Origin of the sequence: Flavobacterium frigoris PS1 (genome assembly GCF_000252125.1) — a bacterium.
GTDB lineage: Bacteria > Bacteroidota > Bacteroidia > Flavobacteriales > Flavobacteriaceae > Flavobacterium > Flavobacterium frigoris_A.
This window is the reverse complement of sequence record NZ_AHKF01000020.1, coordinates 225,283-247,691: the sequence shown is the minus strand read 5'-3', so window position 1 is coordinate 247,691 and position 22,409 is coordinate 225,283. Positions and strand designations below refer to the sequence as shown.

18 protein-coding genes are annotated in these 22,409 nt (G+C 33.4%); 5 read left to right on the top strand and 13 right to left on the bottom strand.

The genetic code is table 11. The features are described from left to right. The first annotated feature begins 179 nt into the window (after positions 1 to 179). Positions 180 to 656: an Hsp20/alpha crystallin family protein gene (locus HJ01_RS13585; RefSeq protein WP_007139037.1), complete on the top strand. Its 477-nt coding sequence runs from the start codon at positions 180 to 182 to the stop codon at positions 654 to 656. Positions 657 to 750: 94 nt separating this feature from the next. On the opposite strand, the gene HJ01_RS13580 is transcribed toward HJ01_RS13585, so the two are convergent. From HJ01_RS13580 to aroC, 4 genes are all read right to left on the bottom strand, one after another. Continuing rightward, positions 751 to 2,964, bottom strand: coding sequence for a response regulator (locus HJ01_RS13580; protein WP_040473967.1), 2,214 nt, complete (start codon positions 2,962 to 2,964; stop codon positions 751 to 753). A 250-nt stretch (positions 2,965 to 3,214) separates the two neighbouring features. Beyond that, on the bottom strand, positions 3,215 to 4,495 hold the full coding sequence (locus tag HJ01_RS13575) for a dicarboxylate/amino acid:cation symporter (RefSeq protein ID WP_007139034.1): 1,281 nt from the start codon (positions 4,493 to 4,495) through the stop codon (positions 3,215 to 3,217). Between the two features lie 81 nt (positions 4,496 to 4,576). Continuing rightward, positions 4,577 to 5,860 (bottom strand): dicarboxylate/amino acid:cation symporter, encoded by a 1,284-nt coding sequence (locus tag HJ01_RS13570; RefSeq protein ID WP_007139033.1) that lies wholly within the window; start codon positions 5,858 to 5,860, stop codon positions 4,577 to 4,579. Between the two features lie 28 nt (positions 5,861 to 5,888). Continuing rightward, the gene (gene aroC / locus HJ01_RS13565; protein WP_007139032.1) at positions 5,889 to 6,953 is read right to left on the bottom strand and encodes a chorismate synthase; all 1,065 of its coding nucleotides are present in this window, start codon (positions 6,951 to 6,953) and stop codon (positions 5,889 to 5,891) included. 187 nt (positions 6,954 to 7,140) lie between these two features. On the opposite strand from aroC, the gene HJ01_RS13560 reads away from it, so the two are divergent. Together HJ01_RS13560 and HJ01_RS13555 are read left to right on the top strand one after the other, a co-directional pair. Next, a complete protein-coding gene (locus tag HJ01_RS13560) occupies positions 7,141 to 7,965 on the top strand; it encodes a UDP-2,3-diacylglucosamine diphosphatase (protein ID WP_007139031.1) in 825 nt (274 codons plus the stop codon). A gap of 196 nt (positions 7,966 to 8,161) precedes the next feature. Then, the gene (locus HJ01_RS13555) at positions 8,162 to 8,665 is read left to right on the top strand and encodes a hypothetical protein (protein WP_007139030.1); all 504 of its coding nucleotides are present in this window, start codon (positions 8,162 to 8,164) and stop codon (positions 8,663 to 8,665) included. Between the two features lie 48 nt (positions 8,666 to 8,713). On the opposite strand, the gene HJ01_RS13550 is transcribed toward HJ01_RS13555, so the two are convergent. The 8 genes from HJ01_RS13550 to HJ01_RS13515 form a co-directional block, all read right to left on the bottom strand. Continuing rightward, positions 8,714 to 9,142: a protease complex subunit PrcB family protein gene (locus HJ01_RS13550; protein WP_007139029.1), complete on the bottom strand. Its 429-nt coding sequence runs from the start codon at positions 9,140 to 9,142 to the stop codon at positions 8,714 to 8,716. A gap of 31 nt (positions 9,143 to 9,173) precedes the next feature. Then, complete coding sequence (bshA, locus tag HJ01_RS13545) at positions 9,174 to 10,337, bottom strand: N-acetyl-alpha-D-glucosaminyl L-malate synthase BshA (RefSeq protein ID WP_007139028.1); 1,164 nt, start codon at positions 10,335 to 10,337, stop codon at positions 9,174 to 9,176. Between the two features lie 122 nt (positions 10,338 to 10,459). Beyond that, a complete protein-coding gene (locus HJ01_RS13540; RefSeq protein WP_007139027.1) occupies positions 10,460 to 13,453 on the bottom strand; it encodes a glycoside hydrolase family 3 N-terminal domain-containing protein in 2,994 nt (997 codons plus the stop codon). 15 nt (positions 13,454 to 13,468) lie between these two features. Further along, on the bottom strand, positions 13,469 to 13,951 hold the full coding sequence (locus HJ01_RS13535) for a hypothetical protein (RefSeq protein WP_007139026.1): 483 nt from the start codon (positions 13,949 to 13,951) through the stop codon (positions 13,469 to 13,471). Between the two features lie 187 nt (positions 13,952 to 14,138). Next, the gene (locus tag HJ01_RS13530; RefSeq protein WP_007139025.1) at positions 14,139 to 14,930 is read right to left on the bottom strand and encodes a (Fe-S)-binding protein; all 792 of its coding nucleotides are present in this window, start codon (positions 14,928 to 14,930) and stop codon (positions 14,139 to 14,141) included. Between the two features lie 198 nt (positions 14,931 to 15,128). After that, positions 15,129 to 16,466 carry a (Fe-S)-binding protein gene (locus HJ01_RS13525; RefSeq protein ID WP_007139024.1) on the bottom strand — a complete coding sequence of 446 codons (1,338 nt, stop codon included), beginning with the start codon at positions 16,464 to 16,466 and terminating at the stop codon, positions 15,129 to 15,131. A gap of 4 nt (positions 16,467 to 16,470) precedes the next feature. After that, on the bottom strand, positions 16,471 to 17,436 hold the full coding sequence (locus tag HJ01_RS13520; protein WP_007139023.1) for an MlaD family protein: 966 nt from the start codon (positions 17,434 to 17,436) through the stop codon (positions 16,471 to 16,473). A gap of 49 nt (positions 17,437 to 17,485) precedes the next feature. Beyond that, complete coding sequence (locus tag HJ01_RS13515; protein ID WP_007139022.1) at positions 17,486 to 18,616, bottom strand: N-acetylmuramoyl-L-alanine amidase; 1,131 nt, start codon at positions 18,614 to 18,616, stop codon at positions 17,486 to 17,488. 82 nt (positions 18,617 to 18,698) lie between these two features. Here HJ01_RS13515 and HJ01_RS13510 point away from each other — a divergent pair, with 82 nt between their 5' ends. After that, positions 18,699 to 21,452: a putative LPS assembly protein LptD gene (locus HJ01_RS13510; protein WP_007139021.1), complete on the top strand. Its 2,754-nt coding sequence runs from the start codon at positions 18,699 to 18,701 to the stop codon at positions 21,450 to 21,452. A 68-nt stretch (positions 21,453 to 21,520) separates the two neighbouring features. After that, on the top strand, positions 21,521 to 21,901 hold the full coding sequence (locus HJ01_RS13505; RefSeq protein WP_007139020.1) for a RidA family protein: 381 nt from the start codon (positions 21,521 to 21,523) through the stop codon (positions 21,899 to 21,901). A gap of 130 nt (positions 21,902 to 22,031) precedes the next feature. On the opposite strand, the gene HJ01_RS13500 is transcribed toward HJ01_RS13505, so the two are convergent. Then, positions 22,032 to 22,406, bottom strand: coding sequence for a methylglyoxal synthase (locus tag HJ01_RS13500; protein ID WP_007139019.1), 375 nt, complete (start codon positions 22,404 to 22,406; stop codon positions 22,032 to 22,034). Positions 22,407 to 22,409: the final 3 nt, after the last annotated feature.

Here is a 22,409-nt window from a genome sequence, read left to right as displayed (position 1 = left end):
ATAAATTGTACATCTAGTTATCAAAGTGTAAGAAATACCTTTTGCCATTATGGTAAGAGGTATTTTTTTTATTAGGTAAATACCTAATACATAGTTAATTAAGTGTTATTTTTTTTAAAAACATATTTTACTTTTGTAATTTTAATTAAATGATTAACAAACCTTTAAACTTTTAAATTATGAAAACTTTAGTAAAAAGAAATGGCTTCGCGCCTGTAGTTACAAGTCCGTTTTTACCATCAGTAGATTCGTTTTTTGATGATTTCGCACCATTAGACCTAATGGATTGGACTGATCGAAATCTCGCTTCAATGGGTAGCAATTTACCGTCAGTAAACTTAAAAGAAACGGATAAAAAAATTGAAATCGAATTAGCTGCTCCCGGTTTGAAAAAACAAGACTTTAAAGTGGAAGTTGATAATAATATGCTTTCTATATCTTCAGAAAAAGAAGAAGAAAAAGAGGAAACCAGAAAGAAAGACAATTACTATCGAAAAGAATTTAACTACCAATCATTCAGACGATCCTTTAGTTTACCAGAATATGCGGACGAAAATAAAATTAGCGCCAATTATAAAGATGGTATCCTTCATATAGAAATTGATAAAAAAGAAGGGGGAAAACAAAATATAACTAAGACAATTGCTATTAAATAAAAAGGATTATGCTTAAAAAGCAAAAAGTCTTGAAAAAAAAATCGCAAAATCATATTAAAATGATTTTGCGATTTTTTTTTCAAAATGAAATTTATTATACAAATGGAACTTCCTTTGCCTTAAATATAAGTTGATTAATTGTCTTGACCAATAATGCTGGTGCAAATGGCTTAATAAGAATATCATTAATTCCAGCAGAAATGGCTTCTTCTGAAATCTCCTCTTTATCATATGCCGTTAAAGCTATTACAGGTGTATTTATACCTTTTTTACGAATTCTCCTAGTGGTTTCAAAGCCATTCATTAATGGCATATTTATGTCCATTAAAATAACATCAAATTGTAATGTATCGAGCATTTCAAGAGCTGCTAACCCAGAATCCACAACCGTACACTTATAATTGTGCTTCTCGATAATTTTTTTGGTAACTAATTGATTGATCGAATTGTCATCAACCACTAAAACTTTAAAAATCTGGCCTGCAGTTAAATCAACTTGAATATTATTTATTAAGCTAATGGTTCTAAAAGGGTCGTAGTCAAATGCAATAGTAAAGGTAAATGTAGTTCCCTCATCGGTTTTACTTTCAAGTGAAATTGTACTATTAAATAATTCCAATAATCGTTTCACGATTGATAATCCTAAACCTGTACCTTGATAATCGATTTCTTTTCTTCCTATTTGGACAAACTTTTCGAATACTTTATCCTGATCCTCTTCCGCAATTCCGACTCCATTATCTTTAATCTTAAATTCAATATAATGCAATGTATTTTCAACATTTATCAAATTTGCATTAATATTTACCTCACCGTTCTTTGTGAATTTCAATGCATTACTAACTAAATTTATAAGAATTTGTGAGAATCTTAATTTATCCCCAATCAAATACTCAGGGATTTCAGGATCAATATTAACATTGATAACATTAGAGTGATTCTTGGCAATAAATGACAATGAATTTTTAATCATATTAATTTCATCGGCAATATTGAACGTCAAATTTTCAAGAACAATTCTGTTTTCTTCAATTTTATTAATTTGAAGAACATCGTTTACAAGTGACAACAAGTACCTCGCTGAAAATTTAAGAGACATTAAATGAGGGCTATTAGCTAGTTCCTTATGTTCATCTAACAACATATTTGTGATTCCTAAAACTCCATATAACGGAGTTCTTAACTCATGGGTAATTGTCGAGACAAACTGAGATTTAAGTTGCGATGCCACTTCGGCTTTCTCCTTAGCGAGACTTAATTGCTCATTAGCAATAATAAGTTCGGCATTCTTTTTCTTTTTAAAGTTATAATTTTTATACAGCGAATAGAACAAAAGCAAAAACACTGCCAAAATAATAACAAATAGTGTAACAATAATTCTGGATTGTTGTAAACTTTTGTACTGCAGCTCATTTTCATGCTCAATAGCATCTACTTTTCTTTTGTATTCATCCAATTCGACGTTAACACCTGCTGCATTGGCTTTCTTTTGTTCATTTGAACTATCGAGTTCTTCTGTAATTTTGTTAAATAGAACTAAGTTTTCATAAGCTTCCTTATAATTACCCATTTTCATCAATAAAATAGCATACTCTTCGTGCGCATAGGACAAATCCAATTTTTCATCCCCTTCATTACCTAACTTAATAGCTTCTAGAAAAAATAAACTTGCCTTTTCAAATTCTGACCTATTTCCAAAATACATTCCATTTAGCATATTTAAAGCAACAATTGTTACTTTATTACCATATTTATTTTTGTAGGTGTTTATAAAATCAAGGTGAGACTTACCCTTTTCAAAATTTTTAGAATAGAAATAAGCCCATGCCAAATTTAATTCTGTAATATATATCTGACTATTATCAGCCATCTTATGTCCATATTCAAGTGATTTCTTATAATAATTTAATCCTTTATCAAATTGCTTTCTTTCAAAACAATAGATATTACCCAAATTATTATTCAACGCATTTTTAATTGTGTCGTTTAATGTTCTATCAGCATAAATTAATCCTTTTTTATAGTAAAAAACAGCTTTTTCAAATTCAAATAACTCTTCATAAGTGGAGCCAATATTTCTATAGGACCTCGCGATAAGGTAATCATCATTTATCATCAAGGCTTGCTCCAACGCAAGTCTTGAGGTAGAAAAAGATTTTTCATAATCAGCATTATGTAGGTAACCTTCGGCCTCCTTTGCTAGTATGGTAGCTTCTTTTATTGTAGGCAAATTCGAATCAGTAATGGTTTCATTACCGAACATATTGGATGAAATAAAAAGAAATAAAAAGATTCGTATGAAAAACATAGGTAGCTATTAGATTACAAACATACATCTATATATTTGATGTTTAACACTTTTGATCAGCAACTATCAACAAATTAATGAACTATTTAGATTTGTTTTAATAAATAAAAAGAAAGCATTAGATAAACTAGATTATTATTAAAAATTATGACCAAATAAAATGCTTTTTCAGCAGTAGAATTGTTAAACCGGCTACATCAACACTGAATAATAGTGAATACATCTACAACCTAATTTAAAACTTGGAAAATTAAAATCCTTGAGGAGTTTTTAATTTTCCTACTGATTTTGCAACAATAGTTGCGATTGTAGAGTCACTTGTAACATTGACAACGGTCCTACACATATCTAGTGGCCTGTCAATAGCAAAAATAAGCGCTAAGCCAGCTTCTGGAATACCAGCCTGGCCAAGAACAATAACTAACATCACCATACCGGCACTAGGCACCGCAGCTGAACCTATAGATGCTAGGGTTGCCGTTACAACAATCATTAACTGTGTCTGAAGATCTAGTGCCTCAGGAAGCATAGCCTGGGCAATGAATATTGCGGCCACTGCTTGATACAAACTTGTCCCGTCCATATTCACCGTTGCTCCCAATGGCAATACAAAACTAGATACTTCTTCATCAACACCTAGGTTGTCAGTCACACATTCCATGGTAACAGGAAGTGTAGCTGCACTTGAGCTGGTAGAAAAAGCAAGAAGTTGGGCTGGTGCAATTGCCTTGAAAAATTTAATCGGATTTACTTTAGCAAAAATCATCAGCAATGTCGGGTAGAATATAAAAGCCATTATAAACAAACCTAACAATACCGTTAATCCATAGATCCCTAATGCACCTAATGTCGAAAAATCTGGAATTTCCACCATCAATGAAGCCATCAGCGCAAAAACGCCATAAGGTGAAAACAGCATTATAATATCAATAATTTTCATGATTACATCGTTTAATCCCTTGAAAAAATCCACAACTGGTTTAGATTTTTTTTCTTCAATTAAAATAAGTCCAATCCCAATCAGAATCACGAAAAATATAACTTGTAACATACTGCCATTATCACTCAAGGCTTTGAAAAAGTTATCAGGAACAATATCTATTAAAGGCTGAAGAGGTCCACTATTCTTGGCTTTAACCGCCAATTCTATTTTTTGTGACGCATCGACTGAAAAATTTTCTATAAGACTCTTCCTCGATTCGTCATTGATATATCTACCCGGCTTTATTAAATTGGCTAATACTAAACCAATAGTCACTGCTACCACAGTTGAGCATAAATAAAACAATACTGTTCTACTTCCCAGTTTAGAAAGTTTAGAAATATCTTTCAAATCGGCTAATCCTACTATTAACGAAACGACAATTAACGGAACGGCTATCATTTTAAGCAGATTGATAAAAATGGTCCCAAAGGGCTTAATCCAATCAACTACAAATCCATTTTGCTCTAAATTTTTCATTAATAATCCGAAAAGCAGTCCTAATACCATTCCTATTAGAATTTTCCAATGCATTGCGAGATTTTTCATAACTTAATTTTAATTTTATTAAATAAACTGAACTTGTAAAACAAAAAAACTCCTCATATTTGAGGAGTTTTCTAGTTAAATCTAATCTGATGAAATTATATCTATTTCATTTTTTTCTTCCCATTGCCCGACCACCGAAGTAGCTAAAGCATTCCCTAAAACATTAGTTGCGCTGCGGAACATATCACAAAAATGGTCAATTGGTAATATTAGCGCTATCCCTTCAATCGGAATATCAAACATTCCACAAGTTGCTGCAACGACCACTAAGCTGGCTCTTGGCACTCCTGCAATTCCTTTACTGGTAAGCATCAAGACTAAAAGCATGGTCATTTGTGTTCCCAAGTCTAAATCTACACCATAAGCTTGTGCAATGAAAATACTGGCAAAAGTCATGTACATCATGCTACCGTCAAGGTTAAAAGAATAACCTAAAGGCAACATAAATGAAACGATTTTATCTTTCACTCCAAATCGCTCTAATTCTTCCGTTAATTTTGGAAAAACAGCTTCGCTACTTGTTGTCCCAAATGCAATAATTAAAGGACTCACAATTCGTTTCAAAAGTACGGTCATTCTGCTTTTAAGAAAAATATAACCAACAATGATTAACAAAATCCAAAGTGAAGAAATTCCAATTAAAAAAGAACCGAAAAATTTGAAATACGTTATAGCTAATTCTTGAAAATCCCTAACTGCAAAAACTCCTGCTATGGCACCAAATACACCAATTGGAGCAAAGTTCATTACATAGTTAACCATTTTCAAAATGATATGAGACATTTTGTCTAAGCCATTAACAACTGGCTTTACATAATCCCCAATAGAAGCTGCTGCTAAACCAAAGAAAATAGAAAACACTACAATTTGAAGAATTTCATTCGTTGCCATGGCTTCAAAAATACTTTTTGGCACAATATGCTCAATAAAATTTTCGAACGAAATACTTTTAGTTTTAGCTGCCACCTCAGATGCTGATGTCAAATCAACATTTGATAAATTAAGTCCAACTCCAGGTTCTAGTATGTTTACAAAAAACATACCCAATAATAATGAAATAAAAGAAGCTGTAAAAAACCACCCTAGGGCTTTTCCACCAATTCTACCAACAGCACTTACATTTCCAAGTTTTGCTATCCCCACAACTAGTGTAGTGAATACCAATGGAGAAATAATCATTTGAACCAGTCGTATGAAAACGGTAGCAAGTATTTTTATTTTATTACTAAATCCCAAAGCTGCTTCCGCTGAGATTGTATTATGAATTATAATACCTAAAATTCCACCTAATAACATTGCTATTAGTATCTGAGTTGTTAGGTTAGCGAAAATTGATTTTTTCTGCGGTTCTTGGGTTGTGGTCATTTACTTGCTTATTGTTTTTTGGTTTTGGTTATTTAGTGTAGGTTTTGTTTATTAAATAAAAATCAGCAAGCACTATCGCTGCCATCGCTTCGACTATAGGAACTGCTCGTGGCACCACACAAGGGTCATGACGCCCTTTACCAGTCATCTCAGTTATATTTCCTTTATTGTCAAGAGACTCTTGTTTTTGCATAATGGTCGCAACGGGTTTGAACGCCACACGGAAATAAATATCCATACCATTACTAATACCACCTTGAACCCCTCCAGAGAGATTCGTTTTAGTAGTACCATCAGAGTTATATAAATCATTATGTTCACTTCCTTTCATTTTGGCACCGCAAAATCCGCTTCCATATTCAAATCCTTTCACGGCATTTATGGACAGCATTGCTTTCCCAAGCTCCGCATGAAGTTTGTCGAAAACAGGTTCGCCTAAACCAACAGGTACATTTTGAATAACACAGGTAATGGTCCCTCCAACAGTATTACCCTCTTTGCGAATTTCACGAATATAATCTTCCATCACAACCGCCATCTCTTCATCTGGACATCGCACAGGATTATTTTCTATTTTAGAAAAATCTAAATCTTGGTATGGTTTTTCTAAAAAAATAGGACCTACTGAAGACACATAAGCATTAATTTTTATCTCAGGTAACATCTGTTTTGCAATTGCACCAGCAACTACTCTACTTGCTGTTTCACGAGCGGAACTTCTCCCGCCACCTCTATAATCGCGCACACCGTACTTCTTATCATAAACATAATCGGCATGACTAGGTCTATAATTATCTTTTATATGAGAATAATCGTCTGATTTTTGATTTGTATTTGGAATGATAAAACCTATTGGAGTTCCCGTTGTTTTACCTTCAAAAATACCTGATAAAAACTGCACGTCATCTGGTTCTTTTCTTTGTGTAACTATTGCTGACTGACCGGGTTTTCTCCTGGACATTTCAAATTGAATTGCCTCTAAATCTAATTGTATTCCTGATGGGCAACCGTCTATAATTCCACCTAGAGCCTCCCCGTGTGATTCTCCAAAAGTTGTTATCCTAAATAGTGATCCGTAGCTATTTCCTGCCATTATAATTAATTTTGAACAAATATATGTTTTATGACCTAAAGTAAAAAATTTAAAAATAGGATTATTTAACAATTAGCTAACGTAAAAACATTACGTTTTATTAATGTTAGTTAAGAATTGATAACACTCTAATAAAACGAATCCGATCAACCTGTCTTTAATTTGTGTAACTTCAAATTTGAATCAATTGAAAAAAAGAAAAGTTGAGTTAGTTGTGCTTTCTGACACACATCTTGGAACATACGGCAGCCACGCGATAGAGCTCAATAAATACCTCTGTTCCATAAAGCCAAAAATTCTAGTTTTGAATGGTGATATTATCGACATTTGGCAATTTAGAAAATCTTATTTCCCAAAATCACATTTAAAAGTCATCCAAAAAATAATAAGCCTGGCAACCAAAGGGACTAAAGTCTATTACATAACTGGTAACCATGATGAAATGCTTCGTAAGTTTAGCGATATGAACATGGGCAATTTTGCACTGGTTGATAAATTAGTATTGGAACTGGATGACAAAAAAGCCTGGATATTTCATGGAGATGTATTTGATGCCTCAGTACATCATGCGAAATGGATCGCTAAATTAGGGGGATTAGGCTATGATTATTTAATCCTAACCAATCGTCTTGTAAACTGGTGTCTGAAAAAAATGGGGAAAGAGCCCTACTCTTTTTCAAAAAAAATAAAGGCAGGAGTAAAGAAAGCGGTAAAACATATTTCCGATTTTGAAGAAACCGCTACAGAAATAGCCATAGAAAAAAAATACGATTATGTAATATGCGGGCATATTCACGAACCAAAAATCGTAAAAAAAGAGAACAAAAATGGTTCTACCTTATATTTAAATTCTGGAGATTGGGTAGAAAACCTAACTGCACTAGAGTACAATAAAAAGCGATGGAAATTACACCATTATGAAGAGTCACATTATGCTGCAGAGGAAAACCTATTTGAAATGGAAGATATTGTGAGCCACCAAATGACAAATTCAATTGTTTTCTCGAAATAACCTATATAATTCTATCTTTTTAAGTTAAATATTAACTTTTAATTACCACTACATGAAAATCAGTCATGCCCTATAAACAATAGGCTTATCATGATTTTGACAAATACAAACATGTGAATTTTGAAACAATTAACATTTATTTTATAATTCCGTAGATATCCTTTTATTGTAAATTTGCACTAACAAATACTTATTTATGAAAAAAATTATTTTATCGGCTGTTATGCTAATTGGATTAGCATTTAGCGCACAGGCACAAGACATATCAAAAAATGCATTAGGACTTCGTTTTGGAGACAATGGTGGATTTGGAGGAGAACTTTCTTACCAAAGAGCTTTATCTCAAAATAATCGTTTAGAATTAGACTTAGGTTGGAGAAACAGAAGTAATTTCAACAATAATGGTTATGATGACAACGCTATTAAATTAGCAGCATTATACCAATGGGTTTGGAATATTGATGGTGGTTTCAATTGGTACGCTGGTGTAGGTGGTGGTGTAGGTAGCTACAATTACGACAACAACGGGAATTCTTATAATGACACGTTTGTATTCGCAGCTGGAGATATCGGTATTGAATACAACTTTGATATCCCATTATTAATATCATTAGATTTTAGACCAGAGATTGGTGGAAATGGATATTACAAAAACAATTATGGTTCTGATGTGGCATTAGCACTTAGATACCAATTCTAATAAAAAGCATACAATGCAAAAGACGCCACTAGAAATAGTGGCGTTTTTTTATTTAATGATAATTTCTTTTTTTGAATTTATTTTGACTACGCAAAAAGGATAAGTTAAAGACTGGGAAACTATCGAATCAGGTTCCGGTTCTTTCTCTTTCACGCTGATAATTATATTTTTATCTGTTTCTACGACACTTTCAATTGTAATAGAATAGCCTCCTGTATTTTTCTCTCCCATGTTCAAGATGACGAAATTTGATTTTTGAACATCTATTGGACTAATTTTATTCCTCAAATTCTTATCGTTTTGCAACATTCTGATTTCATTTGGTTCCGTCAGAATTTCGAAGAAATGAATATTGCCGCCTCCGTCACTTTGCTGAGTCAAAACTTCATACAAAGCCTTTCTATCAGATTTTATCGGCGTACTCGCTCCACAAGCCACTAAAAATAAAGTAAGTAACGATACAATGATCTTTTTCATTTTTTTTACAGATAGACTCAAAAATTAGTAGCTATTTTGCACTGTTCGAAGACTTGTTTTTTTTCGAATATTTCTTTATCGCTTTTTGATATAGCTCTACATATAGCGGCAAGATATTTTTAATATCAAATTTTTTCGCCACTTCTAAAGCATTTTCCTTGAATTTTAAAAGTATTTTATCATCTCTTAAAATTTTCAAAGCATCCTCAGCCATTTTATCTGTCTCCCCTACATTACTTAAGTATCCTGAAATCCCTTCAAAATTAACTTCAGAGAGTCCGCCAGAATTACTTGAAATCACAGGAACGCTCCAAGCCATTGCTTCTAATGCTGCAAGACCAAAACTTTCTGTTTCTGATGGTAGCAAAAATAGATCTGTGTAACTTAATATTTTATCTATCTCATTACTGTTCCCAAAAAAGATTACTTTATCAAGTATACCTAATTCTTGACATAATTGCTCTGCTTTTTCTTTTTCTGGACCATCTCCCACCATCATTAATTTGGCTGGAATTTGCTTTTGAATATTATAGAATATTTTTATTACATCAGGAATCCTTTTTACCTTTCTAAAATTACTTATGTGTGTAATAATACGCTCACTAGGTTTTGCCATAACTGAACGGTGACAGGCAATACTAGGATCAGTATTATTTTTGTCCAATTCAATAAAATTCGGAATCACATGGATATCTCTTTTTATATTGAATAATTTATAGGTATCGTCTTTTAAACTTTGGGAAACCGAAGTTACTACATCTGATTTATTAATACTAAAACTCACCGCTGGCTTATAGAAAGGGTGATTCCCAACTAAGGTAATATCAGTACCGTGCAAGGTAGTAACCATAGGAATTTCAATCCCTTCATCTTTTAGCATTTGTTTAGCCATATATCCTGCATAAGCATGAGGAATGGCGTAGTGAACGTGTAATACTTCTATTTTATAAAGCTTGACCATATCCACCAATTTGCTAGATAAAGCCAATTCATAAGGCTGATAATGAAACAAAGGGTACTCCGGAACATTTACCTCATGATAATGTACGTTTGGATTTAACAATGCTAAACGCACTGGTTGACTATAAGTGATAAAATGGACCTCATGACCAAGACGAGCTAATTCAAGACCTAACTCTGTAGCGACAACGCCACTTCCACCAAAAGTGGGATAACAAACTATTGCAATTCTCATGTATGTATATTAAAGTAACGAATTTATGAAAAATAGAGATGCCATTCCTTTTATAATGGAAAAATTACAACCCTCAAATTAGAATTTAAATTATAGCAGTATCGGACTTTTCAAGAGTAGAATTAAAACTCAATCGAATCATAAATAATTTCTTGAATGTCTTCCCTGATATTCCCTTTTGATAATTTATTTACAGCATCATTTGGATAAGTTCTGTTGGATAAAAAGATATAAACAATTTCAGTTTCAGGATCTGCCCATGCCATGGTCCCGGTAAATCCAGTGTGACCAAAACTAGTCATTGAAGCACATCCACAAGTCGGCCCACTTTTTCCCAACTGTGGTTTATCAAAACCGACTCCTCTCCTATTGCCTTCAGCACAAAAATAACAGGTGTTGAAATCATCAAAAGTCTTTTGCGAAAAATACTCACGATTGCCATAATTCCCCTTTTGTAAATAGAGTTGCATTATTTTAGCAACATCCATGCTATTAGAGAAAATTCCTGCGTGACCTCCGACTCCTCCTTCCATCGCTGCTCCCATATCATGGACATAGCCTTGTATAGTTTGGTGCCTGAAATAAGTATCGATTTCTGTAGGTGCAACTCTGTTTTTATTGATTTTTTCTAAAGGGTTATACATAGTGTTATTTGCCCCAAGAGGTTTATAGAAATTTTCATAACTTAATTCATCCAATTTTTTTCCGGTTAACTTTTCCAAATATTCTTTTAGAATTATAAAAGTAAAGTCGCTATACCTATATCCTTTTTGAGGTAATAACTTACTATCAGCGATTCTCTTCATGATGGTATCGTGATAATCATCCCTTAAATAAAGACTGTCCGCAACTTTTGTTGAATACGGAACTTCCATAACTTTTTTATAATATGTACCTAAAGGATTACCATTACGGTCAATTGTAGCTTTATAAAAGGGAATCCAAGGCTGTAATTGAGCATAATGAGATAATAACTCCTTAAAACGGATATCTTTTTTATTTGAATTCTTAAAAATAGACAACATGGAATCTAACCTGGTTTCCATATTTATTTTTTGAGAATCATATTGCAGCATAGCATTAGGCAACGTAGACAAAATTTTTGTCAAAGAAGCAACATCATATAAGACCGTATTTGAGACTTTCGCTTCACCTTCATAGGTAAGAGAGCCATACGATTTCTGGAACACAACTTTTCCTTTTCTTGCTACAAGAATCTGCATACCTGGAGCCATTTTTTCATTGATTGCCTTTTGGGCAATACCGTCAATCTTAGATAAAATTTTCGGGCTCATTCCCACATTTTCGGGAGCAGTAAATCCCAATACATTTAACTTTTCAGTAGAAAGACCGGATTTAGCAACAAAATCTGCAGAGACCGTAACTGGCAACTTACCTTTAGAGCTAATCGCACCAAAAACTAATTCAGCAGAAACTTCCTGCGCTATGGCACTATTCTGATAGGAAACTACTAATCCTTTTAAGTTGTTAAAATTAGTGATAGGAAGTAATGAATATGGAGAGGCAAAAACATCCAGAATTACATTGTTGCTTTTTGTCAAAAAATCCAACTTTGATAATTCTTCGTCGGTAAAATCGTAATTTCTAAATGCTACATTAGATTTATGGTATCCAATAATTACAGTTGTAAAAGGTTTTAATTTTAATTGCAAACTATCCAAACTACCATCTGCTATCTCCGTTACTTCAGCATATTTTTTGAGTGTTGAAATGAAAATACCGTTTGTAGCATCACCCATTTTTACATAGGCAATTTTTTGCTTTTCTAACTCTTTGATTGGTAAAACAGCATTTGTGTTTTTTAAAACGGTAATAGCGTTCTCATACAACTCATATTCTAAGGCCGCGTTTTTAGAAGAATTAAGATCTTGATACAAATTTTTTAATTCTATAGGCTTGTAAGAATTCAAACCTGCCAAATATTTAAATTTAAGTATTTTCTTTACGGAAAAAGCTATTCTTTTTTCAGTTAACAAAGAGTCTTGATAGGCTTTCTTGAAGATTTCTATTGCGAGCGGTACGTCTTCAGGAAACAATAAAATATCATTACCTGCTAAAAAAGCTTTTAAATCTAAAAAGCCTGCTTTATAGACATTGCTTACTGCCTTCATGTTAAGTGCATCGGTAAAAATGAGACCATCAAAACCAAGCTCTTTTTGCAGAATATCAGTCACCACGTTATAAGAAATTGAAGTTGGATAATTCTTTCTTGATTCTAAACTTGGTACATCCAAATGCGCCACCATTACAGAAGAAAGTCCTTCTGCAAACATTTTTTTGTAAGGATAAAATTCCATCATTTCCAACCTTTCCTTAGAGAATTTAACTGTAGGCAGCGTTTTGTGGGAATCTGCTTCCGTATCACCATGACCTGGGAAATGTTTGCCAGTGGTAAAAACACCCTCACTCTGCAGTCCTTTCATTAAAGCAATCGCCCTTTCGGTGACTTTATACTTGTCTTCACCAAAAGAACGGAAACCAATAATAGGATTTTTGGGATTAGTATTAATATCGACCACCGGAGCAAAATTAAACTGCAGCCCTAGTCTTTTGCTTTGTTCTCCTATTTGAACTCCCATTTTTTCAATGAGTTTCAAATCTTGAACTGCACCAAGTGTCATATTATAGGGATAACTATAGGTAGAATCAAGTCTCATCGACAATCCCCATTCGGCATCATTTCCAATAAATAATGGCGTTTTTGCTTTAGCTTGAAAACGATTAGTCAGTTTAGCCTGCCGCACTGGTCCACCTTGAAAAAAAATCACTCCTCCAATTTTATTTTCGGTAACAAGTTTCTCAATGGCTTTAAAATGAGCTTCGTCTTTGTTCGAATACGCAGCCACCATAAATAATTGCCCTATTTTCTCATCTATGGGCATTGCATCATAAATACTGTCTACCCATTTTTTACCTTGTTCCGATACTTCAAAAAGTGTGGACGTATTATCTAATTTATCAATTTCTACATCAGCCACTTCGGTAGGAATATGAGAAAAAACAACTTTCGCCTTATTTTTTTTTACGCCACTACAACTGGCGATAAAAAAAAATAAGACATAAAGAAAATAAATTCTGATGCCTGTATTTTTCATTATGATGTATTTATTTTAGAAAAAACGGCTGTGCCAACTATCGATAGCCGGAACTTCCCAAGATTCATTGTATTCCTGAATATTATTGATCAAGTTATTGAAGACAATAGTGTTTTCAGTAACTGCTTTATCCTTTACCATTTTTTTGAAATCAATTAATGGCTTATGTGCAATGTGCTCTCCTAGTTTAAAGGTAACATTCATTTTATCCAGTAAATCAACATTGTATTTCTTTTCCAAACCTTGTATGAACTCAACTGATGAATCTATCGAACATCCTGTTGCCGCTTGTACCTCTTGATCAACAGCAATAATTATGAAACGGTTGTATTTTAGTTGATATGATGAAGCCAGCCCAGTGCCATGTGCAGCCCAACTTTCAAGAAAGGATTTCAAGTCAATTTCAATTTCTGCAAACTCAGCGTCCGAAAATTTGCGATTGCATTGATAGATCCATATTCTGGATTCTTCAGGAAGTGTATTAAAATCTACTAGCATAATGATTGTTTATTTTACAAAAATAAGGCTTTACATTTATATAATTTGATCTATCACTATAAAAAAACAATTCTAACATGAAATGCTTTTGAAAAAAAACATTAACCTACTTTGGAAAGTTATTAAAAACAAAAAAGGTTAAAACGAATGACGTTTTAACCTTTTCATTATATCCTAGGCTGGTTAATTACAAATCTTCGGCGTTAGCAATTAACTCCGCAATATCCATCACTTTTACATCACCTTCTTTTTCTTTGTTTTTTACACCATCAGTCATCATTGTATTACAAAACGGACAACCTGCGGCAATAATATCTGGTTTAGTTTCTAATGCCTCTTCGGTCCTTTCCACATTGACCTCTTTGTTTCCAGGCTCAGCATCTTTAAACATTTGCGCTCCACCTGCACCACAACATAAACCATTAGCTTTAGAACGTTTCATTTCAACTAATTCGACATCTAGTTTCCTAATTAAATCTCTTGGAGCTTCATAAACCTTATTAGCTCGTCCCAAATAACAGGGGTCATGGAATGTGATTTTTTTTCCTTTAAATTGTCCTCCTTCAATAGTTAATCTTCCATCATCTAAAAGTGATTTCAAAAACTCAGTATGATGCACTACCTCATACTTCCCACCTAATTCAGGATATTCATTTTTTAAAGTATTAAAACAATGCGGACAAGCAGTAACTATTTTTTTTGCTTCATAAGCATTCAGAACTTCAATGTTCATCATCGCTTGCATTTGAAATAAAAATTCATTTCCAGCTCTTTTTGCAGGATCTCCAGTACAGCTTTCTTCCGTACCAAGCACCGCGAAGGAAACATTTGTACGGTTTAAAATTCGCACAAATGCTTTTGTTATTTTTTTTGCTCTATCATCAAAACTTCCTGCACAACCTACCCAAAATAAAACCTCTGGTTGCTTCCCTTGAGCTAGCATTTCTGCCATGGTTGGCACTATTAAATTCTCTGACATATATTTTTTTTTAAAGTTTAAAGATCAAATTATAAAAATCTGATATCTAATATTTATTACTGTTGCCTGTGATAAAAAAAGCCGAATAATAACTTTGTTAAAGCTAAAGATCATTCGCTGTAACTATGTTGACTTCCTTTTTAATGTATTTATCTTAAAATAATCCTAATCATACTTTTTCAAAAACATTATTTATTCCTAGCTTTCATTTTTCCAATTTAACCTATCCTGTTGGTTGTATTGCCATGGCGCTCCGTTATTCTCTATATTGGTCATCATTGCGTTTAAAGGCATTGGAGCAGCGCTTTGTTCCATAACTAAATAACGTCTCATATCCATAATAATAGAAAGAGGACTAATGTTTACTGGACATTCCTCAACACATGCATTACATGATGTACAAGCCCAAAGTTCTTCAGCTGTTATATAATCATTTAGCAAACTTTTGTTGTCTGGAATAAAAACACCCTTATTAGCATCAATATTTTTACCTACCTCTTCCATTCTATCTCTGGTATCCATCATAATCTTACGAGGAGACAGTTTCTTACCCGTTATATTTGCTGGACAAGCTGATGTACATCTACCACATTCAGTACAAGTATATGCATTTAACAGCTGTACCCAGTTCAAATCCTGAATATCACTAGCTCCAAATTTAGCAGGAATTTCTCCTTCTGCTGGTGCAGGTGCTGCTGCAAATGGATCAGCATTTGGATCCATCATCATTTTAACTTCCTTGGTTACTGCTCCTAAATTATCAAACTGTCCTAAAGGATTCAAGTCGGCAAAATACGTGTTTGGAAAAGCCAAGAGTATATGTAAGTGTTTCGAAAAATACAAATAGTTCATAAAAACTAAAATACCTACAATATGCAGCCACCAGAAAGCTTCAAAAAGAAGCATCACAGATTCATTTGCCATTCCATTAAATAAAGGCTCAATAAATTGACTTACCGGAAAAGAACCTGCTTTTATAAAGTGAGAAAAACCTCCTGATACGTTTTGCAAATGCAGATCAGAAGCGTCCATTAGTAAAAACAAAGTCATTAAAACAACTTCAAAATAAAGTATATAATTAGCATCATTTTTAGGAAATCCTTTTAAATCCCCCATAACAAAACGTTTCAATTTTATCACATTCCTTCTTATCCAAAAAATAGTTACTGCGACAAGAACCAGTAGCGCCAATATCTCGAAAGAACCAATCAATACATCATAGAAAGAACCTAAGAAGGCAAAAACTCTGTGCGTACCAAACAAACCATCAATGATAATTTCTAACAACTCAATGTTAATAATAATAAATCCTAAATAAACAACAATATGAAGCGCTCCCGCTATCGGTCTTTTAACCATTTTGGATTGTCCCATAGCTATCATAGCCATGTTTTTCCAACGTGCAGACGGATTGTCTTTACGATCCACTTCTATACCTAGATTTATGTTTCGCTTGATTTTTTTTATACTGCTAAAAAAATAACCAAATCCGATAACCAATAATATGGCAAATAATATATTGTCTAAATAGCTCATTAATTTAGTTTTGGGTTGATGAAATTGTGTCTTTAACTGGTGCTTTATAAGGTTTATCTTTTTTTCCAAAAACAGAAATATTTACATATCTCGTAGGATGAAGTCTAATATCCTGCAGTAAAAGCTCCAACTCTTTTGAAGTTTTGTCTAAATTATTATATAAGGCATCGTCATTCAACAATTTACCCATTGTTCCATTTCCAGATTTCAAACCATTCATTATACCATCAACTTTAGCTAATGTTGCATTTAGATTTTTTACCGATTTACCTAAGTCGGCTTTATTTAATGAATCGGAAATTTTAGAAAAATCAGAAGAAATTTTATTAAAGTTTGTTACAACACCTTTTATTTGAGTTTTATTCTCGTCTAAAATAGTATTCATACTTAAAGAAGCTTTGTGGAATTGCTCCATTGTGGCACTTAATTCAGCAAGGCTTTTTCTTAAATCCTCTTGCGCTTTCTTATCTAAGACATTATTAACTCCAGTAATTAGAACATCAGCATTAGCCATTATTTTATCTAATTTTTCTTGAATAGGTCCTAATTTATCACCCACACTTGCCGTAAGTCCCATTCTTATTTCTCCCTTTAGTCTTTGACCATCTAGAGAAACTGATGGGTCTTTAAAATTTGGCTCAATCGCAATTTGTTTCCCTCCAATAAATCCTGGCTCATAAATAGTTGCAATACTGGATTTAGATATTGGGAAATCAGTTTTAATTTGTAATTCCACTAATAACTTTCCTGTATTTTCTTCTATGGTGATTTTGTTCACTTTACCGATAATCAATCCATTTAAAGTGACTGGAGCTGATGGGGCTAAACCTTCAACAGTTTCGTATTGCACATATAACGTCTTATAGCTATTAAAAAGATCTCTTCCTTTTAAAAAACTATAACCCCAAATGAACAATAATATTGATGCAATTACTAAAATTGCTGTTTTTATTTCTCTCGTTAATTTCAAAATCTAAGTGTTTTTTTGACAAATTTAATATAAAATAATGAACTTGTTATCATTTAATTGCTTCTTGAATGCTAATCTTTTTTCCGTTTTTAAATGCAATCAAAAAAGCGGAAACATAACCTTTAGCCTTTGCTTCATCCAATAAACGCATCGATTCAGCATAATCTGAAGTCTCACCATACATGTATTTGTACATATTATCGTCAAAGTCCATCGAAATATTTCTTAGTCCCTTAAAGTTACTAGGGCTCAGTCCCATTTTTCTTCCGCTTGCAGCAATTTGCACTTTAAAAAGCACATTAGAACTGTCTTGCTTCACTAATGGTTTTTTAGATTCTACTGGAGCTGAACTGTTATTTTCTATACTTCTTTGAGAAGGTCTCGTTTCTGCCGTTTCTGTACTTCCATTACCATAATACTCATTTTTATAACTAATGATTGCGCTAGCAATTGATTTGGCAATTTCATTTTGTCCATCTTCCGAGTCCAATAAATTACCTTCGGTATAGTTAGAAATAAAACCCATTTCTACTAATACTCTTGGCATGTATGCTTTATGTAACACCATAAACGGAGCTTGTTTAACACCCCCACCTCTTATTCGTTTTCCAAGTCCATCAAATGCGTTTTCTATTTTACTTGCCAATGAAATACTATTATCAAGATATTCTTCCTGCATCAATGTCAAGCCGATCATTGTTTCAGGAGAGTTGGGATCAAAACCTTCATATTTTCGTTTGTAGTCTTTCTCTAATGTAATAACAGAGTTCTCCTTTTTGGCCGCCTCTAAATTAGATGCAACCTTGTTCATACCCATTACGTAGGTCTCTGTGCCATCAGCAGCCGTATTTCTATTTGCATTACAATGAATAGACACAAAAATATTGGCGTCAGCTCTATTTGCAATATTGGCTCTTTCGACTAAGTCAATAAACACATCCGTTTTCCTTGTATAAGTAACATCAACTTTAGGATTAGCCTCTAATAATTTTCCCACCTTTAAAACAACCGCTAAAGCAATGTTTTTCTCTACATGCCCATTATATACTGCACCAAAATCATGCGCACCGTGGCCTGCATCTAAGGTTACTTTAAAATTACTGGATTGGCTATAAGCGGCAAATGAGATGGTAATGAGAAAAAAAGTAAATGAGACTTTAATTTTATTTAAGATATGCATACTTCTAAAGTTAATTTAATTAAAACACTAGGGCTATAAATTTTTTTATTTGATTATTTTTGACAAAAAATAATCTGTAAGTTTGACACTTCAAAAAACAGGCCATAATTTTACAAAAATAGCATTTAAACCTTTGCAGACAAACTTATTTAATATCGTTTTATTATCATTTTTCCTAACAATTGGATATGGAAACTTATATTCTCAAGATATATCAAAAAAAACGACCGCGATTCCGAACAACAAACAAGTAAACACTTCTAATTCAGTTGTCAACAACAAAATTAAAGACACAGTTGTCCTAAAAAAACAAACTGACACCATAATTAAAAAGGATAGCATAAAGCCTCCCAAACCATTTCTTGACGGAAAAGTAAAATACAAAGCTGATCAATACGCACGAATCGATCAAAAGAAAAAACTTATCACGCTCTACGATAAAGCCGAATTATATTATCAAGATATTGAATTAAAGGCAGGAATAATTGTAATGGATTACGAAAAAAATGAAGTCTATGCTGGAAGAATTAAAGATTCCACAGGCAAATACACCCAATTACCTCATTTTAAACAAGGAGAAAACGAAGTTGAGCCTGATTCTATTCGTTTCAATTTTAAGACACAAAAAGCTTTAATATGGAATTCCAGATCCGATCAGGGAGAATTTAAAATTAAAGCTCAAATTACCAAAAAAGAAAATGATTCAGTTTACTTTTTAAAAGGCGCTCGATTCACAACTTCGGCTAATGTAGACAATCCTGAATATTATTTCCAAACCAACAAAGTAAAGTTTATTCCAGGAAAAAAAGTCATAACCGGATTGACAAATATGGTAATCGCAAACGTCCCAACTCCAATAGCATTGCCTTTTGCTTATTTCCCAATGAGCAAAGAGACTAATATATCGGGACTGATATTACCTAGTTACAACGACTCGAACACCAGAGGCTTTTCATTACAAAATGGTGGTTATTATTTTGCTCTAAACGATCATTATGACTTAACCGTATCAGGAGATTATTATACAAATGGTAGCTACGGAATGCGATTTGAATCGTCCTATGCAAAAAGATACAGCTATCGAGGTAATCTGAATTTCAGGTTCGAAAATTTAATTACTAGCGAAAGAGGCTATCCAGATTATTTAAAACAAAAAATTTATAATTTACAATGGTCCCACGCGCGCGATTCAAAAGCGAATCCGAACTCTAGTTTTTCAGCCTCTGTAAATCTTGGAAGCAGTAAATATTTTAAACAATCTATAAATCAAGCAAATATTGGTTCCAACCTTAATAATCAATTAAATTCCTCCATTTCCTACTCAAAAACATTTAACTCCATTCCGCAAGTTAGAATGTCATTATCAGCCACCCATTCACAAAACACACAAACAGAAGTGATTAATATGACGCTCCCGACACTTCAACTTAGTGTGGATCGCATATATCCTTTCGTAGGGAAAGATGGAGTAAAAAAAGGTTTTATTAAGAATATAAATCTGCAGTATAATTTAAGTGGACGAAACACCATTACCACTACAGATTCATTATTCTTTAAACCCCAGATGTTTAGAGATGCCCAGTTAGGTATGCAACATAGTATCCCTTTAAGTACTAATTTTAAATTATTTAAATATTTTAGTGCATCAACATCTTTAAACTATGAGGAAGTTTGGTATGCCAAAACAATTGAAAGAAATTATGATTCTGACCAAAGCGCAGTAGTTGACAAAACCATAAGTGGCTTTGATGCTTTTAGAACTTACTCGTTTTCATCCAGTATAGGAACCACGATTTATGGAACTTTCAATTTTGGAGAAGATAAAAAGATACAATCCATTAGACACGTTATGCGCCCATCTGTTTCATACGGCTATACACCAAGTTTCGAAAAATATTATGACACTTATGCCATAGATGCTAGCGGAACTACAGTAAAGCAGTATTCTCGCTTTGAAGGAGGAATTTTTGGAGCCCCAGGTTTAAGCAATTCGAATACAATGGGATTTGACCTAAGTAATACTTTTGAAGCTAAAGTAAAAGATAGAGACAGTACAAAAGTAGAAGCTAAAAAAATAATGCTGCTTAACAACCTAAATTTATCAACCAGCTATAATCTTGATGCTGATGGAGTAACTGCCCTCGCGTGGTCTCCTGTAAGAGTTAGCGGTGGAACACAACTCTTGGACAACAAAATGAATGTCAATTTTGGAGCAACATTAGACCCTTACGCTATAGACAACTCTGGAAACAGGATTAACCTTTTCAACATTAATAATGGAGGAAGCCTATTTAGAATGACCAGCGCTAACATGACTTTAAATTACTCTCTTTCGAGCAAAGAAAAAGATGACTCTAAGAAAGACAAAAATGACCAAAGTCAAAGAAACGGAGGTCGTGAAGATGATCTTTTCGGAAAAAACACTGTCTTAAACGACAATACCAAAAGTCAATTTGACGGTAGTGAAGAATCTGGCGATGATAAAATATCCGAGTTTTTTAGTTCGAAACTGCCTTGGGATATGACATTCGCCTATTCATTAACTTATGGAAACAACAATAGAGAGAAGCAAATCATTGGAAACTCTATAATGATATCAGCAAATGCTGATTTGACACCTAAATGGAAAGCTGGAATATCAACTGGTTATGATTTTGTACAAAATGGAGTAACCTTTACTCAACTCCGTTTCGAGCGTGATCTTTTGAGTTGGAGAATGGACTTTAATTGGACTCCATTTGGAACAAATGCAAACTGGGGCTTCTTTATTGGAATAAAATCTGGTGTCTTAAGTGACATCAAATGGGATAAGCGAAGTACAAACACTACACGATAATTTTTTGATTTCTTAGCCACATTTAATTTAAAAATAATTTAACCTACAAACATAAATCCATTTAAAGTATGAAAAAGATAATTTTTACCGAAAAAGCACCTGCTCCTATTGGTCCTTACAATCAAGCCGTACTTAAAGGAAACACGCTTTACACCTCTGGACAGATAGCCCTTAACCCAGCTACAGGAGCATTAGTAGTAGACAACATAGAGAACGAAACGCAACAGGTTATGCAAAACATGAAAGCGGTACTAGAAGCCGCAGGAATGACCTTTGAAAACGTGGTAAAAACAACCATTTTCATCATGGACATGAATGATTTTGGGAATATAAATACCGTTTATGCTTCTTATTTTAACGAAAAAACTGCTCCAGCACGCGAAACAGTTCAAGTAGCCTGTTTACCAAAAAATGTAAATGTTGAAATATCTATGATTGCTATTCTGTAGTTTTACAAAATAAATCTAACAAAAAAATGTCCTGACTACACAAAGTCGGGACATTTTTTTTGTTGAATATTATTTCAATAAAAAACCGTTTCAATAGATGAAACGGTTTATATATTTAGCAATATAAATTCTATAACTTCAGTGTAATTGCATTTAAAAGCAGCTGCGCTGTTGCCTCATTTGTCGCTATTGGTACATTATGAACATCACATACACGAAGCAACATATTGATGTCTACTTCATGAGCGTGACTCGCTAGCGGGTCTTTAAAGAACAAAACCATTTTGGTTTTACCCTCTGCTACTCTTGAAGCAATCTGAGCATCACCTCCCAGCGGTCCTGAAAGCATTTTTTTAACCTTAAATCCAGCCTTTTCCGCCTTACTACCAGTAGTTCCAGTTGCTACGAGTTTTACTTTTTCATTTTGTAAAATAACCGTATTTTTATTCAAAAACTGAACCATGTCTGCTTTTTTACCATCATGCGCAATGATTGCAATCTCCATAGA